Source organism: Longispora fulva, assembly GCF_015751905.1.
In the GTDB taxonomy this organism is placed as follows: domain Bacteria; phylum Actinomycetota; class Actinomycetes; order Mycobacteriales; family Micromonosporaceae; genus Longispora; species Longispora fulva.
This window is the reverse complement of record NZ_JADOUF010000001.1, coordinates 6635081-6651298: the sequence shown is the minus strand read 5'-3', so window position 1 is coordinate 6651298 and position 16218 is coordinate 6635081. Positions and strand designations below refer to the sequence as shown.

The 16218-nt window shown below is 71.9% G+C and carries 14 protein-coding genes; 3 read left to right on the top strand and 11 right to left on the bottom strand.

Translation table 11 applies throughout. From position 1 onward, the window contains the following. Position 1 precedes the first annotated feature (1 nt). The 5 genes from IW245_RS30420 to IW245_RS41090 form a co-directional block, all read right to left on the bottom strand. Entirely contained in the window at positions 2-556 is a 555-nt protein-coding gene (locus tag IW245_RS30420) for a TlpA family protein disulfide reductase (protein WP_197006562.1), read from the bottom strand. After that, complete coding sequence (locus IW245_RS30415) at positions 557-1210, bottom strand: histidine phosphatase family protein (protein WP_197006561.1); 654 nt, start codon at positions 1208-1210, stop codon at positions 557-559. Then, positions 1207-2508: a glutamate-1-semialdehyde 2,1-aminomutase gene (gene hemL / locus IW245_RS30410; protein ID WP_197006560.1), complete on the bottom strand. Its 1302-nt coding sequence runs from the start codon at positions 2506-2508 to the stop codon at positions 1207-1209. The genes IW245_RS30415 and hemL overlap by 4 nt, the downstream gene beginning before the upstream one ends. Before the next feature lie 111 nt (positions 2509-2619). Further along, complete coding sequence (locus IW245_RS30405; RefSeq protein WP_233472803.1) at positions 2620-3606, bottom strand: GNAT family N-acetyltransferase; 987 nt, start codon at positions 3604-3606, stop codon at positions 2620-2622. 77 nt (positions 3607-3683) lie between these two features. Next, positions 3684-4346 carry a lytic transglycosylase domain-containing protein gene (locus tag IW245_RS41090; protein WP_233472805.1) on the bottom strand — a complete coding sequence of 221 codons (663 nt, stop codon included), beginning with the start codon at positions 4344-4346 and terminating at the stop codon, positions 3684-3686. A gap of 408 nt (positions 4347-4754) precedes the next feature. On the opposite strand from IW245_RS41090, the gene IW245_RS30395 reads away from it, so the two are divergent. After that, positions 4755-7454, top strand: coding sequence for an ATP-binding protein (locus tag IW245_RS30395; RefSeq protein ID WP_231400447.1), 2700 nt, complete (start codon positions 4755-4757; stop codon positions 7452-7454). Positions 7455-7543: 89 nt separating this feature from the next. Here IW245_RS30395 and hemB read toward each other — a convergent pair whose 3' ends face one another. From hemB to IW245_RS30370, 5 genes are read right to left on the bottom strand one after another with little or no spacing between them, the layout of a single operon-like run. Continuing rightward, positions 7544-8527 carry a porphobilinogen synthase gene (gene hemB / locus IW245_RS30390; protein WP_197006559.1) on the bottom strand — a complete coding sequence of 328 codons (984 nt, stop codon included), beginning with the start codon at positions 8525-8527 and terminating at the stop codon, positions 7544-7546. 21 nt (positions 8528-8548) lie between these two features. Next, positions 8549-10147 (bottom strand): bifunctional uroporphyrinogen-III C-methyltransferase/uroporphyrinogen-III synthase, encoded by a 1599-nt coding sequence (locus tag IW245_RS30385; RefSeq protein ID WP_197006558.1) that lies wholly within the window; start codon positions 10145-10147, stop codon positions 8549-8551. Beyond that, a complete protein-coding gene (hemC, locus tag IW245_RS30380; protein ID WP_197006557.1) occupies positions 10144-11052 on the bottom strand; it encodes a hydroxymethylbilane synthase in 909 nt (302 codons plus the stop codon). The genes IW245_RS30385 and hemC overlap by 4 nt, the downstream gene beginning before the upstream one ends. Continuing rightward, positions 11049-12386, bottom strand: coding sequence for a glutamyl-tRNA reductase (locus tag IW245_RS30375; RefSeq protein ID WP_197006556.1), 1338 nt, complete (start codon positions 12384-12386; stop codon positions 11049-11051). Before IW245_RS30375 ends, hemC begins: the two co-directional genes overlap by 4 nt. Further along, entirely contained in the window at positions 12383-13081 is a 699-nt protein-coding gene (locus tag IW245_RS30370) for a redox-sensing transcriptional repressor Rex (protein ID WP_197006555.1), read from the bottom strand. Before IW245_RS30370 ends, IW245_RS30375 begins: the two co-directional genes overlap by 4 nt. Before the next feature lie 436 nt (positions 13082-13517). Between IW245_RS30370 and IW245_RS30365 the strand changes: the two genes are divergently transcribed. Together IW245_RS30365 and IW245_RS30360 are read left to right on the top strand one after the other, a co-directional pair. Then, positions 13518-14762: a sensor histidine kinase gene (locus IW245_RS30365; protein ID WP_197006554.1), complete on the top strand. Its 1245-nt coding sequence runs from the start codon at positions 13518-13520 to the stop codon at positions 14760-14762. 11 nt (positions 14763-14773) lie between these two features. Next, entirely contained in the window at positions 14774-15415 is a 642-nt protein-coding gene (locus IW245_RS30360; RefSeq protein ID WP_197008758.1) for a response regulator, read from the top strand. A gap of 137 nt (positions 15416-15552) precedes the next feature. Here IW245_RS30360 and IW245_RS30355 read toward each other — a convergent pair whose 3' ends face one another. Next, positions 15553-16191 carry an HAD family hydrolase gene (locus IW245_RS30355; protein WP_197006553.1) on the bottom strand — a complete coding sequence of 213 codons (639 nt, stop codon included), beginning with the start codon at positions 16189-16191 and terminating at the stop codon, positions 15553-15555. Between the last annotated feature and the right edge of the window lie 27 nt (positions 16192-16218).

Genomic DNA, 16218 nt, shown 5'->3' with positions numbered 1-16218 from the left:
GCTACTGCTCCGCCGCGATCGGGTCGACGATCTTCTGCAGCTCGTCGCGTTCGATCGGCTTGCGGATCACGGCGGCGACCCGGCCCTGCTTGTCCAGGACGATCGTGGCCGGGATGGTGTTCGGCGGCACGTCCCGGAAGCTCAGCGCGACCTTGCCGGCCGGGTCGAACAGGCTCGGGTAGGTCATCCGGCCGTCGGCGAAGCTGCGCGCGGCGTCCTGGCCGTCCCGGAAGTCGATGCCGAGGAACTCGACGCCCTTGCCCTTGCTGGCCTGGTACACGTCCTCGAGGTCGTCGGCCTCGGTGCGGCACGGGGCGCACCAGGACGCCCAGAAGTTGATCACGGTCACCTTGCCGGTGGCCAGGGTGAACTTCGCGCCGTCCAGGAGGGTGCCGGAGACCGTCGGCGACTTCTTCCGCTGCCCCGGTTCGAACAGCTGGGAGGTACCGTCACCCGCGACGTAGCGTTGCTCGTTGGTGACATCAGGTGACCCCTTGCCGCCCTGGCAACCGGCCAGCGCCAGCACGGCCACCAGCGCCACGACGGCCCGTCTCATCTAGGCCCCCTTGGCCTTCTTCGCTGTCGGGGACAGCGCGACGAGGTGCGCGGCCGGCTCGGCGTACTTGACGCCGATCAGCGACGTGCCCGCGAACCGGAAACTGGTCAGGCTGGCCAGCCCGCACTCACGCTTGCGCGGGTCGTGCCAGAGCTTCTCGTGCTGGGCGTACCGGCGCAGGGTCCAGATCGGCAGCTGGTGCGACACGCACACGGCCTCGTGGCCCTCGGCCGCCGCGCGCGCGTCGAGCAACGCGGCGTACATCCGCTCGGCGATCTCCGTGTACGGCTCGCCCCACGACGGCCGGAACGGGTTCCACAGCACGTGCCAGTTCCGCGGCGACCGCAGCGCGCCGTCACCGACGCTGACCCGCTTGCCCTCGAAGTAGTTCGTGCTCTCCAGCAGCCGCTCGTCCCGGGCGATGTCCAGCCCGAACTTCCCGGCGATCGGCTCGGCCGTCTGGACCGCGCGCTCCAGGGGACTGGACACCACATGGGTGACGTCCCGCGGCGCGAGGTACTCCGCGGCGGCCTCGGCCATCCGGATCCCCAGCTCGGACAGCCGGAAGCCCGGCAGCCGGCCGTAGAGGATCTTGTCCGGGTTGTGCACCTCGCCGTGCCGGAGCACGTGCACGATCGTCTCGGTCCCGCTCATGCGGCACCCGCCTCTCTCGCGGCGTACGGCAGCGCGGCGGCGATCGTCTCCTGCGCCTCCTCGTCGAGAGCAGCGGACACGAACCACGCCTCATAGGCGCTCGGCGGCAGGTAGACGCCGCGCGACAGCATGCCATGGAAGAACGCCCGGAAGGCATCGACGTTCTGGACCTTGGCCGATTCGTAGTCGGACACGTCGGTGTCGGTGAAGAAGATCGAGAACATGTTGCCGGCCGTGGACAGCCGGTGCGGGACGCCGGCCTTCTCCAGGGCCGCGGTGGCCTCGGCCTGGATGAACGCGGAGTTCCGATCGAGGGCGGCGTAGACCTCGTCGGTCGCCAGGCGCAGGGTGGCCAGGCCGGCGGCGCAGGCCAGGGGGTTTCCGGACAGGGTGCCGGCCTGGTAGACGGGGCCGGCCGGGGCCAGCATCGCCATCACGTCGGCCCGGCCGCCGAACGCCGCCGCCGGCAGGCCGCCGCCCATGACCTTGCCGTAGGTGAACAGGTCCGCGCCGGTGGCCTCCACGCCCTCCCAGCCGCTGCGGGACACCCGGAAACCGGTCATCACCTCGTCGGAGATCAGCAGCGCGCCCTCGGCGTGCGCGATCGCCGCGATCCGGGCGTTGAACCCGTCCCGGGGCGCGACGACCCCCATGTTCCCGGCCGCGGCCTCGGTGATGATCGCCGCGATCTCGCCGGGGTGCGCCGCGAAGGCCGCGCGCACCGCCTCGACGTCGTTGTAGGGCAGCACGATCGTCTCGCCGGCCATCGTCGCGGGCACGCCCGGCGAGTCCGGCAGCGCGAACGTGGCCACCCCGGAACCCGCGGCGGCGAGCAGCCCGTCCGAGTGGCCGTGGTAGCAGCCGGCGAACTTGATGATCTTCGAGCGACCGGTGAACCCGCGCGCCAGCCGCAGGGCGGACATCGTCGCCTCAGTGCCGGAGCTGACCAGACGGACCTGCTCCATCGGGGTACGCGCCACCAGCTCCTCCGCCAGCGCCACCTCCCCCGGCGTCGGGGTGCCGAAGCTGGTACCCCGGGTCGCGGCGTCCTGGATCGCCGCCACGACCTCCGGGTGCGCGTGGCCCAGCAGCAGCGGGCCCCACGAGCAGACGAGGTCGACGTACCCACGGTCGTCGGCATCGTACATGCGGCAACCCTCGCCGCGGACCATGAACCTGGGGGTGCCGCCGACCGACTTGAAGGCGCGCACGGGCGAGTTGACCCCGCCGGGCACGATGGCCTGGGCGCGGTCGAAGAGCTCCTGGGAGGCCGGTGCGTCGGCCGGATACTGCTTCACAATCTGGTAATTCTGGCAGAGCCCTCGGGAAGATCGACTTCACCCTCTACAGAGTGTCGAAGTTCACCTTCCCGGGCCCCGGGGCATCGATAAATTTGTCGGGAATCGCCCTCAGATCCCCAGCTGGGCCGCCAGGGCAGGGACGCTCGCCTCGTACTCGTGCCACTCGCGGTCCGCCACGAAACCGAGCTCGGCGTTGACCCTGGCCATCGGCTCGTTCTCCATCGACTGCCAGGTCTGCACGTCGCGCAGGTCCGGCACCGCGTCGCGGAGTTCGAGGAGCATCCGGGCCTTCATCGCCAGGCCCAGCCCGTAGCCCCGGTGCGCCGGGACAACCACGGTGTCGTACTGGTCGGCCCGCTCCGGGTGCAGCGCCGACGCGACCACCTCGGTCAGCCCGGCGATCGCCCCGGTCCGGCTGTGCACCGCGCACACCACGTGCGGGGTGAGCCCCCGGGCGTGCAGGGTCGCGAGGCTGTGTGCCAGCCGGTCCGGCGAGTACGAGCTGGGGTGCAGCTCCCAGTCCCCCTGCACGACCTGCTTGGCGGTCGCGTAGGCGTTCAGCAGCTCGGCGGGCGGCCCGCCGGGGAAGTACTCGATCCGGTAGCCGGAGCCGGTCCTGGTCGCGTGCTCGCGGAGCCGGCCCCAGTCCACCGTGGCCAGGTCGAGCAGGTTGCGTTGCTCCACACAGGTGAGCTGGAAGCCGTACGCCTGGTAGAAGGCCGTCGCGGGCGTCCCAGCGGCCACCTCCGCCCCCAGGACTGTCCGGCCGGACTCGTGGGCCCGGCGGACGGCCTCGGCCAGCAGGGTGCGCGCCACGCCCCTGCGCCGGTGGTCCGGGCTGACGTACACCTCGACGACGCCGAGGTCGTCGAGCAGCAGCAGATCCGCGACCCCGACGACCCGGCCGTCGTACTCGGCGAACCAGTCGCCCCGGTTCTCGTCGGGCATGGTGACGGCCATGTAGGCGCGGAGGTTGTCCGCCCGCCAGTGGGGTTCGCCGGGCATGTCGGCGGCCAGCATCTCGTTGTACAGCAGACGCCAGGCCTCCAGGTCACTGCCTGGGGCCGTGGCTGGATTCCATTCGCGTACGTGCACTCTCTTTGCTTACCCGACATCGGCGGTGAACGCGATACCTCGAACAGAGAAATAATGTACCGCTTGTGTCCACATGATTACCGTCCGCGACTCCGCTTGCCGTAATCATCGGCCTTGGCGAAGACATCGCGCAGGTAGATCTGCACGGCGTTGTACGAGAGCACCGCACTCTGCCAGTCCGCCGGGTTGCTCAGGTCCCGGGTGCCGGAGCACATGTAGTTCGCCGCCGCGAGGGCCGCGTCGAAGATGTTGCTCGGGTCGATGGTCCCGTCGGCGTTGCCGTCGGCGCCCCAGGTCTTCCACGTCGACGGGATGAACTGCATCGGCCCGACCGCCCGGTCGTACTCCCGGTCGCCGTCCATCTGGCCCTGGTCGGTGTCCTTGATGACCTGGGTGTTGCTGCGGCCGTCCAGCGGAATGCCCGTGATCGGCTTGGACGTGCGGCCGTCCTCCAGCAGCGTGGAGCCGGCCGTGCGGCCGTGGTTCGACTCGATCGAGCCGAGGCCTGCGAGGGTCGTCCACGCCAGGTGGCAGCTCGGCCGGGTCTCGGCGAGCTTGAGCTCGGCGCTGCCGTAGGCCTGGATCGCGACGGCGGGAATGTCCAGCTTGGGCGACAGGGCTGCCGCCCAGGCGGCCAGCGAGGCCGTGGACGGGTTGGGGGCCGGAGTACCGGTCGGATTGGTCTGCGGTGTCGGCCATTCGATTGCCGTGGGCTGCGGTTCCGGCAATCCCTCGGCCACCGCCGGTTTACCCGTCGGCAAAAGAAAATTTCCCGCTATCAGCACGGAGATCAACACCACGGTCCCGAAGAGGCTGGTCACCGCCAACCTCAGCCGGGGAGCGCCCACCCAGCCGTACACTTTCATCGCAGCCCAGCACGCGGCATGGGCGATGGAATAAGGCACTCGGCGCAACACGAACCCGAGTATCGCCCATTCACGGGAAAAAGATCAAGATTCGTCTTCCACCCGCAACCAGGGCGGCGTAACCTCGTTGCCCCAGGCGTCATAGCGCGAACACAGCGACGGATTCCGACCGCTCTCCCCTCCGGGCCCGGTGATCGACATATCGACCAACCGTTCTCCCGATGCGAAGACTTGTGGGGATGCGGCACCATGAGTCCACTCGCATGGGCGGAGGTCAAGGGCTTGGCGGCACGTTTCCACCTGCCGAGCGGACAGGTGACGTTCCTCTTCACCGATATCGAGGGGTCGACTCGGCTCGCCCAGCTACTCGGTGATGGGTACCGGCCTGTCCTCAATGACCACCGAAAACTGATGCGGCTCACTTTCAGTGACTGCGATGGCGCAGAACTACTCACAGAGGGTGACTCCTTTTTCGTCGCTTTCGCCGACGCGACCGCCGCGCTGACCGCCTGCGTCACCGCCCAGCGGGCCCTGGCCGGACACACCTGGCCCACGCCGGCCGCCCGGCCCCGGGTCCGGATGGGACTGCACACCGGGTACGCGGTGCCGCACGCCGGCGAGTACGCCACCTACGAGGTGCACCGCGCGGCCCGGGTCGCCGCGGCGGCCCACGGTGGCCAGGTGCTCTGCTCGGCCTCCACCGCCCGCCGGGTCGAGGAGCTGCCGGAGGGTCTGTCCCTGATGGACCTCGGGCTGCACCGCCTGCGCGACTTCGACGACCGCGAACGCCTCTTCCAGCTCGTCGCCCCCGGCCTCGAGAGTCGCTTCCCCCGCCCGAGGACCATGGACGCCACCCCGCACAACCTGCCCGCGGCTCCGACCAGCTTCATCGGCCGGGTCGACGAGCAGGTGAAACTCCGCCAGCTCATCGGTGAACAGCGGCTGGTCACCGTGGTGGGAGCCGGCGGGGCCGGCAAGAGCAGGCTCGCGGTCGCCGTGGCCACGGAACTGGTTGACTCCTACCCCGACGGGGTCTGGTTCGCCGACCTCGCCTCCGTCACCGACCCGGCCCTGATCGCCGTCGGCGTGGCCGGGGCGTTCGGCCTGCGCCCCGAGCCGGGCCGGCCGATGCCGGACACCCTGGTCGAACACGCCGCCCGCCGCAAGTGCCTGCTGGTCCTCGACACCTGCGACCACCAGCTGTCCTCGCTCGCCCCGCTGATCACCCGGATGCTCGCCGGCTGCCCCGGCCTGACCGTGCTGGCCACCAGCCGGGAACCGATCGGGTTGCCCGGCGAGGCCGTGTGGCGGATCCCCTCACTGTCGGTCACCGCGCCGGCCGACGGCGGCCCGTCCGACGCCGTAGCGTTACTGCTCGACCGGGCCACGGCCGCCCGGGGCGGCCGGCGCGCCGACCCCGCGGAGATGCCGCACTTCGACCGGGTGGCCCGCCGGCTCGACGGCCTGCCACTGGCCCTCGAACTCGCCGCGGCCCGGCTCCGGCTGCTCGCCGCCGGCCAGCTCGCCGAGCGGATCGAGGACCTGCTGCTGTCCGGGCCGGGCGACTCGCCCAACCGGCACGAGACGCTGAGCGCGACCGTGTCCTGGTCGTACAAGACGCTGGGACCCCGGGCGGCGAAGCTGCTGCGGTACCTGTCGGTGTTCGCCGGGCCCGTCGAGCTCGACGCCATCGAGTGGCTGCTCGGGGCCGACCCGCTCGACCCGCTCGCCGTGCTCGTGGACAAGTCCCTGGTGCAGGCCGAGCCGACGGCTGTGGGCACCACGTACAGGATGCTGGACCCGATCCGGGCCTACGGGCAGCGCAAACTCGTCCAGGCCGGCGAGGAGGAGGCCGCCCGCGACCGGCACGTGGCCTGGTGCCGGCACGCCGCCGAACGCGCCGGCCGCGACGCCGAGGGCCGCCCGGTGACCCTGTCCATGCACACCCTCGACCCGCTCGCCGTCGAGCTGCGCGCCGCCCTGCGGTGGAGCACCACCGGCGGCGACGTCCGCGAGGGCCTGCGGCTGGCCGGCGCGCTCGACCAGTGGTGGCGCGAGCGCGGGCTGGCCAGGGAGGGCCGGGTCTGGCTGTACCGGCTGTACGAGCGGATGACGTCCACCGACGCGCCGGTGCCCAGCAGGGAGCTGGCGATGGCGTACCACATGCACGCCGCGCACGCCGGGGTCGACGGCGAGTTCGCCGAGGCCCTGCGGTTCTCCCAGCGGGCCGAGGCTGCCGCGCGCCAGGCCGGCGACCCGGGCCTGCTCGTCCGAGTGCTCGCCGGCCGGGGCGCGCCGCTGGTCGACATCGGACTGACCGCCGAGGCCGAGCGCAGCTGCTGGGAGACCCTGCGGCTGGCCGCGGAGCTGGACGTGGAGGCCGACGCGCTGTTCGCGGTCTTCTACCTGGCCCAGCTGCTCTGGCGGCGCGGCGAACTCGACGAGTCCGCCAACCTGCTGGCCTCCGCCCGCCCCCTCGAAGCCGCCCGGCCGGCCGAACGCGGCCGGCGGACCGTGGACATGCTGCTCGGCCTCGTCGCCCTCGAACGCGGCGACCTGGTGGCCGCGCACGAACACCTCCAGGTCGCGCTGCGGTCCCGGATGGCCTACGGCTTCGGGGCCCGGGCCGTGGAGACCCTGAACGCGATCGGGGTGCGCTGCCACCTGGGCGGGCTGCCCGAGACGGCGGCCATGCTGTTCGGCGCGTCCGAGGCGGAACGCGGCCGGCTGCGCTGCTCCGCCGGCTCGTACGCGGTGTACTGGGCCGAGCAGCACTCCCGGACCCGGGCGCTGCTGGGCGACCGCAGGTTCGACGCGCTGTACGCCGAGGGGAGCGCGCTGCCGCTCACGGAGGCGGTGGCGGTGGCCCTGGCGGTGGAGCACCCGGACCTGTCCTCGGGCGGGGTCTACGCGGCCCAGTCCGCAGCGTCAGAGGCCCCGACCGTCCCCATCAGGGTCAAACCCAACAACCAAGACCATTAGCCGGTTACGCCACGTTTCTGGGCCGACACGCGTCGGCCCGACCGTGGCGGGGCCCCGGTGGCGGACCGGAGTGCCCCAACCGGTCGGGCTCAGTAGTGGTCGCGGAGGAGGCGGGCGGCGTCGACGGCCCAGTAGGTGAGCGTGATCTGGGCGCCGGCCCGCCTGATCGCCGTCAGGCTCTCCATCATCGCCCGCTCGCGGTCGATCCAGCCGTTCGCGGCGGCGGCCTCGACCATCGCGTACTCGCCGGACACCTGGTACGCGGCGACCGGCACCGTGACCCGCTCGGCCACGGCGGAGATCACGTCGAGGTACGCCCCCGCCGGCTTGACCATGACCATGTCCGCGCCCTCGGCGATGTCCAACTCCACCTCGCGGAGCGCCTCGCGGAGGTTCCCCGGGTCCTGCTGGTACGTGCGCCGGTCGCCGTCGAGCTCGGACTCCACGGCGTCCCGGAAGGGGCCGAAGAACGCCGAGGCGTACTTCGCGGCGTACGCCAGGATCGTCCGGTCCTGGTAGCCCGCACCATCGAGCGCGGCCCGGACCGCCCCGACCTGGCCGTCCATCATCCCGGACGGGCCGAGGACGTGCACCCCGGCGGCGGCCTGGGCGAGCGCCATCTCCCCGTACAGCTGAAGGGTCCTGTCGTTGTCGACCTCACCCGACGCGTCGAGCACGCCGCAGTGCCCGTGCGAGGTGAACTCGTCCAGGCACAGGTCGCTCATGACGACCGTGGCGTCGCCGACCTCGCGGATGACGTCGCGGATCGCCACGTTCAGGATGCCGCCCGGATCGACGCCGCCCGAGCCCTCGGGGTCCCGGTTCTCCGGCACCCCGAACAGCATCAGTCCGCCGACGCCGGCCTGGACCGCCTCGACGGCGGCCTTGCGCAGCGAGTCCCGCGAGTGCTGCACGACCCCGGGCATCGAGGCGATCGGGCGGGGCTCGGTGAGCCCCTCCTTCACGAACAGCGGCAGCACGAACTCCGCCGGGCTCAGCCGGGTCTCGCTGACCAGCCGGCGCATGGCCGGGCTGGTCCTGAGCCTTCTCGGACGAATATTCGGGAACGACATCCGGTCCTCCGGGAGAGGTGCCTAGCGGAACCGCAGAGCCGTCGGGCCCTGCACCTTCGAGCCGCGCCGCTGCTTGGCGGGCATCGCCGCGAGCTTGTCGCGCAGTTCGACCGCGTACTGCGCCAGGGCCTCGACCAGGTCCGGCACGGCGGCGTGGTCGGGCTGCACGTCGACGCGCAGGCCGAACTCCGTCGCGGTGTCCGAGGTCTTCGGTCCGATCACAGCCACCACAGTACGGGCGTGCGGCTTGCCGGCGATACCCACCAGGTTGCGCACTGTGGAGGACGAGGTGAAGAGGACCGCGTCGAACCCGCCCGACTTGATGGCGTCGCGGATGTCGGCCGGCGGCGGGGCGGCCCGCACGGTCCGGTAGGCCGTGACGTCGTCCACCTCCCAGCCGCGCTCGGTCAGCCCGGCGGCCAGGGTCTCGGTCGCGATGTCCGCGCGGGGCAGCAGCACCCGGCCCACCGGGTCGAGGACCTCGTCGAACGGGGCGAACTCGGCCAGCAGGCCGTCGGAGGACTGCTCGCCCGCCGGCACCAGCTCCGGCTGGATGCCGAACGCGCGCACCGCGTCGGCCGTGGCCTCGCCGATGCAGGCGATCTTCACGCCGCCGAAGTGCCGGGCGTCCAGGCCGTGCTCGGCGAACTTCTCCCACACGGCGCGGACCGCGTTGACGCTGGTGAAGACGACCCAGGCGTACCGGCCGTCGACCAGGCCCTTGATCGCCCGCTCCATCTGGGCCGGGGTGCGCGGCGGCTCGACGGCGATCGTCGGCACCTCGCACGGGATCGCGCCGTACGCGCGGAGCTTCGCGCTCATCACGCCGGCCTGCTCCTTGGTGCGGGGCACCAGGACCTTCCAGCCGTACAGCGGGCGGTTCTCCCACCAGCCGAGCTTGTCGCGCTCCTTGACCCCGTGGCCCAGGGTCAGCACGACCCGGCCCGAGAAGCCCAGCGCCGCCTCGACGAAGCTGTCCACCACCGAAGCCGTCGTGTACTGCGTCTCGCCCGTGCCGTCCCCGGTCACCGCGATCGGCGAGGAGCCCTCGACCCCGGCGGCCAGCAGGCCGTCACGGATCTGGCCCAGGTCGCCGGCGTCGACCGCCACGGCCAGACCGCCACGGGCCACCGCCGCCGCGAGGGCCTCGAAGTCGAGGGTGGCCACGTCGTCGACGTCCACGGTCGTGCGGGCGGTACCGAGCGGCACACCGGCGTACGTCGCGACGCCGGACGCCTGCCCGACACCCGGGACGACCTCGAACGGGACGGCGGTCCTGGCCACGGCCTGGACCTCCTTGACCACCGAGTCGTGGCCGAACGGGTCACCGGTCACCAGGTGCACGGCGCGCAGCCCGGAGCGGGCCGCCGACAGCAGCACCTTGGCGACGTCGCCGGGCACGCCCTCCGCCGGGGAGAACTCCGGGCCGTGCGCGTCCTCGGCCTCGGGGGCCACGGCGGTGCGCAGCACGGACAGCAGCGCCTCGGGGACGCCCCTGTCGTACACGATGTGGTCGGCCTCGGTCAGGGCGTCCCAGGCGCGCCTGGTGAGCAGACCTGGGTCGCCGGGGCCGGCCCCGACGAAGGTGATCCGGCCGACGGACTTACGGGTGCGGGTCATGCTGCACTCCCCAGTACATTGTTGGCGCCGTCGGCGAGCAGGTCGGCGGCGAGCCGTCGTCCCACACCTTCGGCGTCGGTGAGCGTCCCGGTGGCCGACAGTCGGATGGCGTCTGTGCCATCCGGGCTGAACACCCCACCGCGCAGGTAAATCTCTTCGTCGTCCGTGACCTCGGCGAGGCCGGCGACCGGGGCGCTGCAGCCGGCCTCCAGGGCCGCCAGCAGGGCCCGTTCGGCCGTGACGGCCGCCCGGGTGGACGGGTGATCGAGGGCCGCGAGCGCCGCGGCCAGGTCGAGGTCCGCGGACCGGCACTCCACGGCCAGCGCGCCCTGTGCGGGGGCCGGCAGGAGCAGCATCGGGTCGAGGCTCTCGGTGATCTCACTGGTGCGGCCCAGCCGGGCGATGCCGGCGCGGGCCAGGATGACGGCGTCGAGCTCGCCCGAGGTGACCTTGGAGATCCGGGTGTCGACGTTGCCGCGGATCGGGACCAGCTCGAAGCCGAGCCGCAGCGCGTTGATCTGCGCGATCCGCCGCACGGCTCCGGTGCCGATCCGGGCGCCGGACGGCAGCTCGGTCAGCGTCAGGTTGTCCCGGGCGACCAGGGCGTCGCGGGCGTCCTCGCGGGCCGGGATCGCGGCGATCACCAGGCCGTCGGCGGGCGCGGTCGGCAGGTCCTTGTACGAGTGCACCGCGAAGTCGATGTCCTTGGCCAGCAGCGCGTCCCGCAGGGCCGACACGAACACGCCCACGCCGAGCTGCGCGACCGGGGCAGCCGAGCGGTCGCCGGGCGTGACGATCTCGACCAGCTCGACCTTGCGGCCGGTGGCCTTCTCCACGGCCGCGGCGACCAGGCCCGACTGGGCGAGGGCCAGCGCGCTGCCGCGAGTACCAAGACGAAGCGTCACTCTTTACCCCCCAGGGCTTCTTGCACGCTGTCCGAGGTGACGTCGAGGGCGAAGAGCTCGCGGACCAGCGCCGCGTACTGCGCACCGCCCGGCTCCGCCGCCAGTTGACGCACCCGGACCGTGGGCTGGTGCAGGAGCTGCTGGACGACGCGGTGCACCGTCCGGGCGATCTCCGAGCGGACCTCGTCGGTCAGCTCGGGCCGGCGCTGGTCGAGGCGGCGCAGCTCGGTGGCCATCACGTCGTCGGCCCGGGCCCGCAGCGCCGCGACGGTCGGGGCGACCTCGGCCCCACGCAGCCAGGCCGTGTAGCCGGAGACCTCGTCGTCGACGATCAACTCGGCGGCGGCGACGTCCGTGCTACTCGTGTGGCCGGCCAGCGCGGAGCCGAGCCGCTCGATGTCGAGCAGGATGACGTCGTCGAGCTCGCCGAGCGCCGGGTCGACGTCGCGCGGCACGGCCAGGTCGAGGATCAGCTTGGAGCCCAGCGGCCCGGCGGCGCCCGGGGCCGCGCCCGCACCGGGGTCGAGGGTCCAGGCCGCGCCCGGCTCGGCGGTCGCGGACAGCACGTGCCCGGAGGACGCGGTGGCGCTCAGCACGATGTCGGCGGCGGCCATGGCCGCGGGCAGCCCGGTGAAGTCGATCGCGGTGCCGCCGTAGGAGTCGGCGAGCCGCTGGGCCTTGTCCAGGGTCCGGTTGGCGACGACGAGCTGGGCCACGCCCGCGCGCTGGAGGGTCGCGCAGGCCAACGCGCCCATCGCGCCGGCACCGATGACCAGCACGTTCGCGTTCGCCGGCTCCAGGCCGGACTCGGCGGCGCCCAACTCCAGGGCCGCCGTGACGACGCTCTGGCCGGCCCGGTCGATGCCGGTCTCGGCGTGCACCCGCTTGCCTACCCGCAGCGCGGACTGCAGCAGCTCGTGCAGCACCCGGCCGGCTGAGTCCTCGCTGGTGGCCACGCGGTAGGACTCGCGGAGCTGGCCGAGGATCTGCGCCTCGCCGACGACCATGGAGTCCAGGCCGGCGGCCAGGCGGTAGGCGTGCCGGACGGCCTCGTCGTCGTAGCGGACGTAGAGGTGTTCGACGAGCTCCTCGATCGGCACCCCGGCGTGCTCGGCGAGGACCGTGGAGAGTTCGAGGAGGCCGGCGTGGAAGGCGGAGACGCCGGCGTAGATCTCGACCCGGTTGCAGGTCGACAGGATCACGGCCTCGCTGACGGCCTGCTGGGCCAGCAGGTCGCGGAGGACCCCCGGCACGGCGTCGGCCGCGACGGCGACCCGCTCGAGCAGGCTGACGGGGGCGGTCCGGTAGGACACCCCGACGACTAACGGGTTCACAGGGTCACCGTCCCGGTCAGTGCTGCCTTACGGTGCTCGTGGAACGAGAGGATCTGCAACTCTACTGCCAGATCGACCTTGCGGACATCCACGCCATCGGGCACGGACAGGACGCACGGCGCGAAGTTGAGGATGCTGGTCACACCTGAGTTGACCAGCACATCCGCGACCCCCTGGGCGGCGTGCGCAGGGGTGGCGATGACGCCGATCGCGATCCGGCAGGTGTCCACGACGGCCGCGAGTTCGTCGATGTGCCGCACGACCAGGTTGTTGATCCTCTCGCCGACCCGGGTGGGGTCCGCGTCGAAGAGGGCGGCGATGTGGAAGCCGCGGGTGGTGAAGCCGGAGTAGCCGGCGAGGGCGTGGCCGAGGTTACCGACGCCGACCAGGGCGACGGCCCGCAGCGTGGTCAGGCCGAGCACGTGCTCGATCTGGCCGATCAGGCGCTCGACGTTGTAGCCGACCCCCCGGGTGCCGTTGGAGCCCAGGTGGGAGAGGTCCTTGCGGAGCTTCGCCGAGTTGACGCCGGCCGCCACCGCCAGGGACTCGCTCGACGCGGTGTCATGACCGGCTTCGGCGAGGCTGTGCAGGGCCCGAAGGTACTCCGGAAGGCGCGCGACGGTCGCCTCCGGGATATCCGGGAAGTCCGGTGTGCCGGGTGTGTTACCCGGGCTGCCGGTGCGCTGCTGGCTCATCTGACTCCGTGACGACGGGGACTTCGGACCCCCGCACCCAGCACGATGTTGATCTGTGCTATCGGGGCTCCTCGCGCAGACAGCGTATGCGCTTGTGAACGAGTGCACAAATCGCGATCTTGACAACGGGTCACGGGATGTGCCGGAGACCACACTCTCAGTGTGGAGCCTCAGGGCGCCGAAAGCCGGGACAGCGCCCACCCACCCACGTCGTGAGCTCGAGGTATGCCCCCGCGGCACTAGGCCCTCCATTCTCGGGCTCGCACCGGAAGGCGGGTGGGCACTGTGCCGTAATTATTACCGAAAGTAGGATCTGTCTGGACAAATATGAGCGGTTCGGCGTGGCGCGCCCCACAGGGACCGGGGGTTAACCCCACCCAGAAGAGGCCGGACGGCCGGATGGGCACCGTGGCGTGGGCTGCCTAGCGTTAGCCGCATGAACATCCGCCGCCACATCGGCCGGGACGCGGCCTACCTGCTGACCGGCTTTCCCATCGCCGTCTTCAGCTTCGTCGTGCTTCTCACACTCTTCTGCGCCGGCATCTCCACCGTCGTGGTGACCCTGGGCTGGCCGGTCCTGGCGATCGCCCTGTTGTCGGCCCGGACGTTCGCCGACCTCGAACGGGTGCGACTCAGCCAGGTCCTCGGCCACCCGGTGCCCCGGCCGCACTACGTGAGGGCACAGCCGGGCGACGGCTGGGTCAGACGGATGTTCACGCCGCTCCGCCAGGGCCAGGGCTGGCTCGACCTGATGCACGGCATCATCAACTTCCCGATCGCGATCACGACGTTCTGCGTCACGGTGTCGTTCTGGGCGGCGGCCGGCGGCGGCGTCACCTACTGGTTCTGGGAGCGGTTCCTCCCGCAGGGCGACGACCAGCGCGACGTCGCGATCGAGTGGCTGGTCGGCGCGGACACCCGGGCCAACCGGATCTGGGTGTACTCCATCGCCGGCGTCGTGTTCTTTCTGATCACCCCGTTCGTGCAGCGCGGGCTCGCCGCGTTCCAGGCCGGGGTCGCCCAGACCCTGCTCACCCGTCTCGCCGGGCTGCAGGGCCGGATCTCCGACCTCACCGAGAGCCGGGCCGCAGCGGTGTCCGCCGAGGCCACGGCGCTGCGCAAGCTGGAGCGCGACATCCACGACGGCCCTCAGCAGCGCCTGATCCGGCTCGCCATGGAGCTGTCGAGGGCCCAGCGCCAGCTCGAGAAGGACCCCACGGCCGTCAGCGCCACCCTGACGGAGGCGATCGGCCAGACCCGCGAGACCCTCGACGAGCTGCGCGCGCTGTCCCGGGGGATCGCTCCGCCGGTGCTCGCCGACCGGGGGCTCGTCGCGGCCCTCAGCGCGCTGGCCGGCCGGTCCATGGTCCCGGTGGAACTGGACATCAAGATCGCCGAGCGGCTGCCGGACGCGTTGGAGAACGCCCTGTACTTCACGGCCGCCGAGTCGCTGACCAACCTCGCCAAGCACTCGGGGGCCACCCTCGGCACGCTGGAGCTGACCCGGAAGGATGATCGGCTGTACCTGATCATCACCGACAACGGCACCGGTGGCGCGCACGTGGCCAAGGGGCACGGTCTGGCCGGGCTCGCAGACCGGCTCCGCGCGGTCGACGGCGAGCTCGCCGTGGACAGCCCGCCCGGGGGGCCGACGGTCCTAGTAGCTGAGGTCCCCCTGTGACTGAACCGAGTTTGCGGATCGTCGTCGCCGATGACGCGGTCCTCCTCCGGGAGGGCCTCGTCCGGCTGTTGGCCGAGGCGGGCTGCGAGGTACTGGCCGCTGTCGGCGACGGGCCGAGCCTGGTCGAGGCCGTGGTGGAACACCGGCCCGACGTCTCCATCGTGGACGTCCGGATGCCGCCGTCGCACACCGACGAGGGGCTGCGTGCGGCGGTGGAGGCGCGCCGGCTCGTGCCGGGCACGCCGGTGCTGCTGCTCAGCCAGTACGTGGAGGTCTCCTACGCCGAGGACCTGCTCGCTGACGCGCGCGGCGCGATCGGCTACCTGCTCAAGGACCGGGTCGTCGACCTCGACGACTTCCTCGACGGGCTGCGCCGGGTGGCCGGCGGCGGCACGGTCCTCGATCCCGAGGTGGTGTCCCAGCTCATGGTCCGGCGCAGGCGCAACGACCCCCTGGCGACCCTGACCCCGCGCGAGCGGGAGGTCCTGGCGCTGATGGCCGAGGGCTACTCGAACACCGCCGTCGCCCGCCGGCTCGTGGTCACGGAGGGCGCGGTGGAAAAGCACGTGCGCAACATCTTCACCAAGCTCGACCTGCCGCAGGACTCCGACCAGCACCGCCGCGTCCTGGCGGTACTGGCCTACCTGCGATAGATCTTGCTCTTGACCTTCGGTCTTGATCTAGCCTGATCGGCCCACTGAGGGCGGGGAGGCGAAGGCGGAAGGGTTCTCGCATACCGGTGTTGTATGCGAGGTTCCTGACAACGCGCGCATCGTCGCCCTCAGCGGGCCTACAACGCTGCGGCCAGGGCCACGGCCTCGGGGATGGTCTCGGCGAACGGCACCCCGTGCGCCCGCAGCCGCTCGGCGTCGGTGAACCCGCCGCCGACCAGCACCACGGCCGCACCCACCGACGCCGCGGCGTGCGCGTCGTCCACGGTGTCGCCGATCAGCACGGCGTCGGCCCCGGCCAGGCCCAGCGCGCCCAGGTGCGCGGCCAGCGACGCGGCCTTACTGTCCCCGCCGACCTCGGCGCGCAGCCCGTCGATCCGCTGGAAGAACTCCGTCAGCCCATACCCGTCGACGCAGGGCACCAGCTCGTCGTGGAACCACATGCTCAGCAGCGACTGGCGCGGGCCCCAGCCGGTGAGCGCGTCGACGACGCCCTCGCGCAGCTCGCACTCGGGCAGCGCCACCCGGTAGGAGTCATGGAAGATCTTGTCGAGCCGGGCGAACTCGTCGGCGTCGACCGGACGGCGGAGGGCCTCCGCGTAGTAATCCATGATGGGGCGGCGGAAACTGCGTCGATGCTCGTCGACGTCGATCACCGGGCCCCCGACGCTGGCGAACGCGTCGTTGCAGGCCGCCACGACGAGGGTGATGTCGTCGAGGAGGGTGCCGTTCCAGTCCCAGATCAGGTGTCTTCCCACATCGGCAGGCTAAGGCCGGGGTATGAC

Bases quoted from the DNA above. Each gene is read 5' to 3' on its own strand.
- IW245_RS30370 (WP_197006555.1), bottom strand. From the start codon at position 13,081: ATGAGCCAGCAGCGCACCGGCAGCCCGGGTAACACACCCGGCACACCG.
- IW245_RS30385 (WP_197006558.1), bottom strand. From the start codon at position 10,147: ATGACCCGCACCCGTAAGTCCGTCGGCCGGATCACCTTCGTCGGGGCC.
- IW245_RS30420 (WP_197006562.1), bottom strand. From the start codon at position 556: ATGAGACGGGCCGTCGTGGCGCTGGTGGCCGTGCTGGCGCTGGCCGGT.
- IW245_RS30415 (WP_197006561.1), bottom strand. From the start codon at position 1,210: ATGAGCGGGACCGAGACGATCGTGCACGTGCTCCGGCACGGCGAGGTG.
- IW245_RS30365 (WP_197006554.1), top strand. From the start codon at position 13,518: ATGAACATCCGCCGCCACATCGGCCGGGACGCGGCCTACCTGCTGACC.
- hemB (WP_197006559.1), bottom strand. From the start codon at position 8,527: ATGTCGTTCCCGAATATTCGTCCGAGAAGGCTCAGGACCAGCCCGGCC.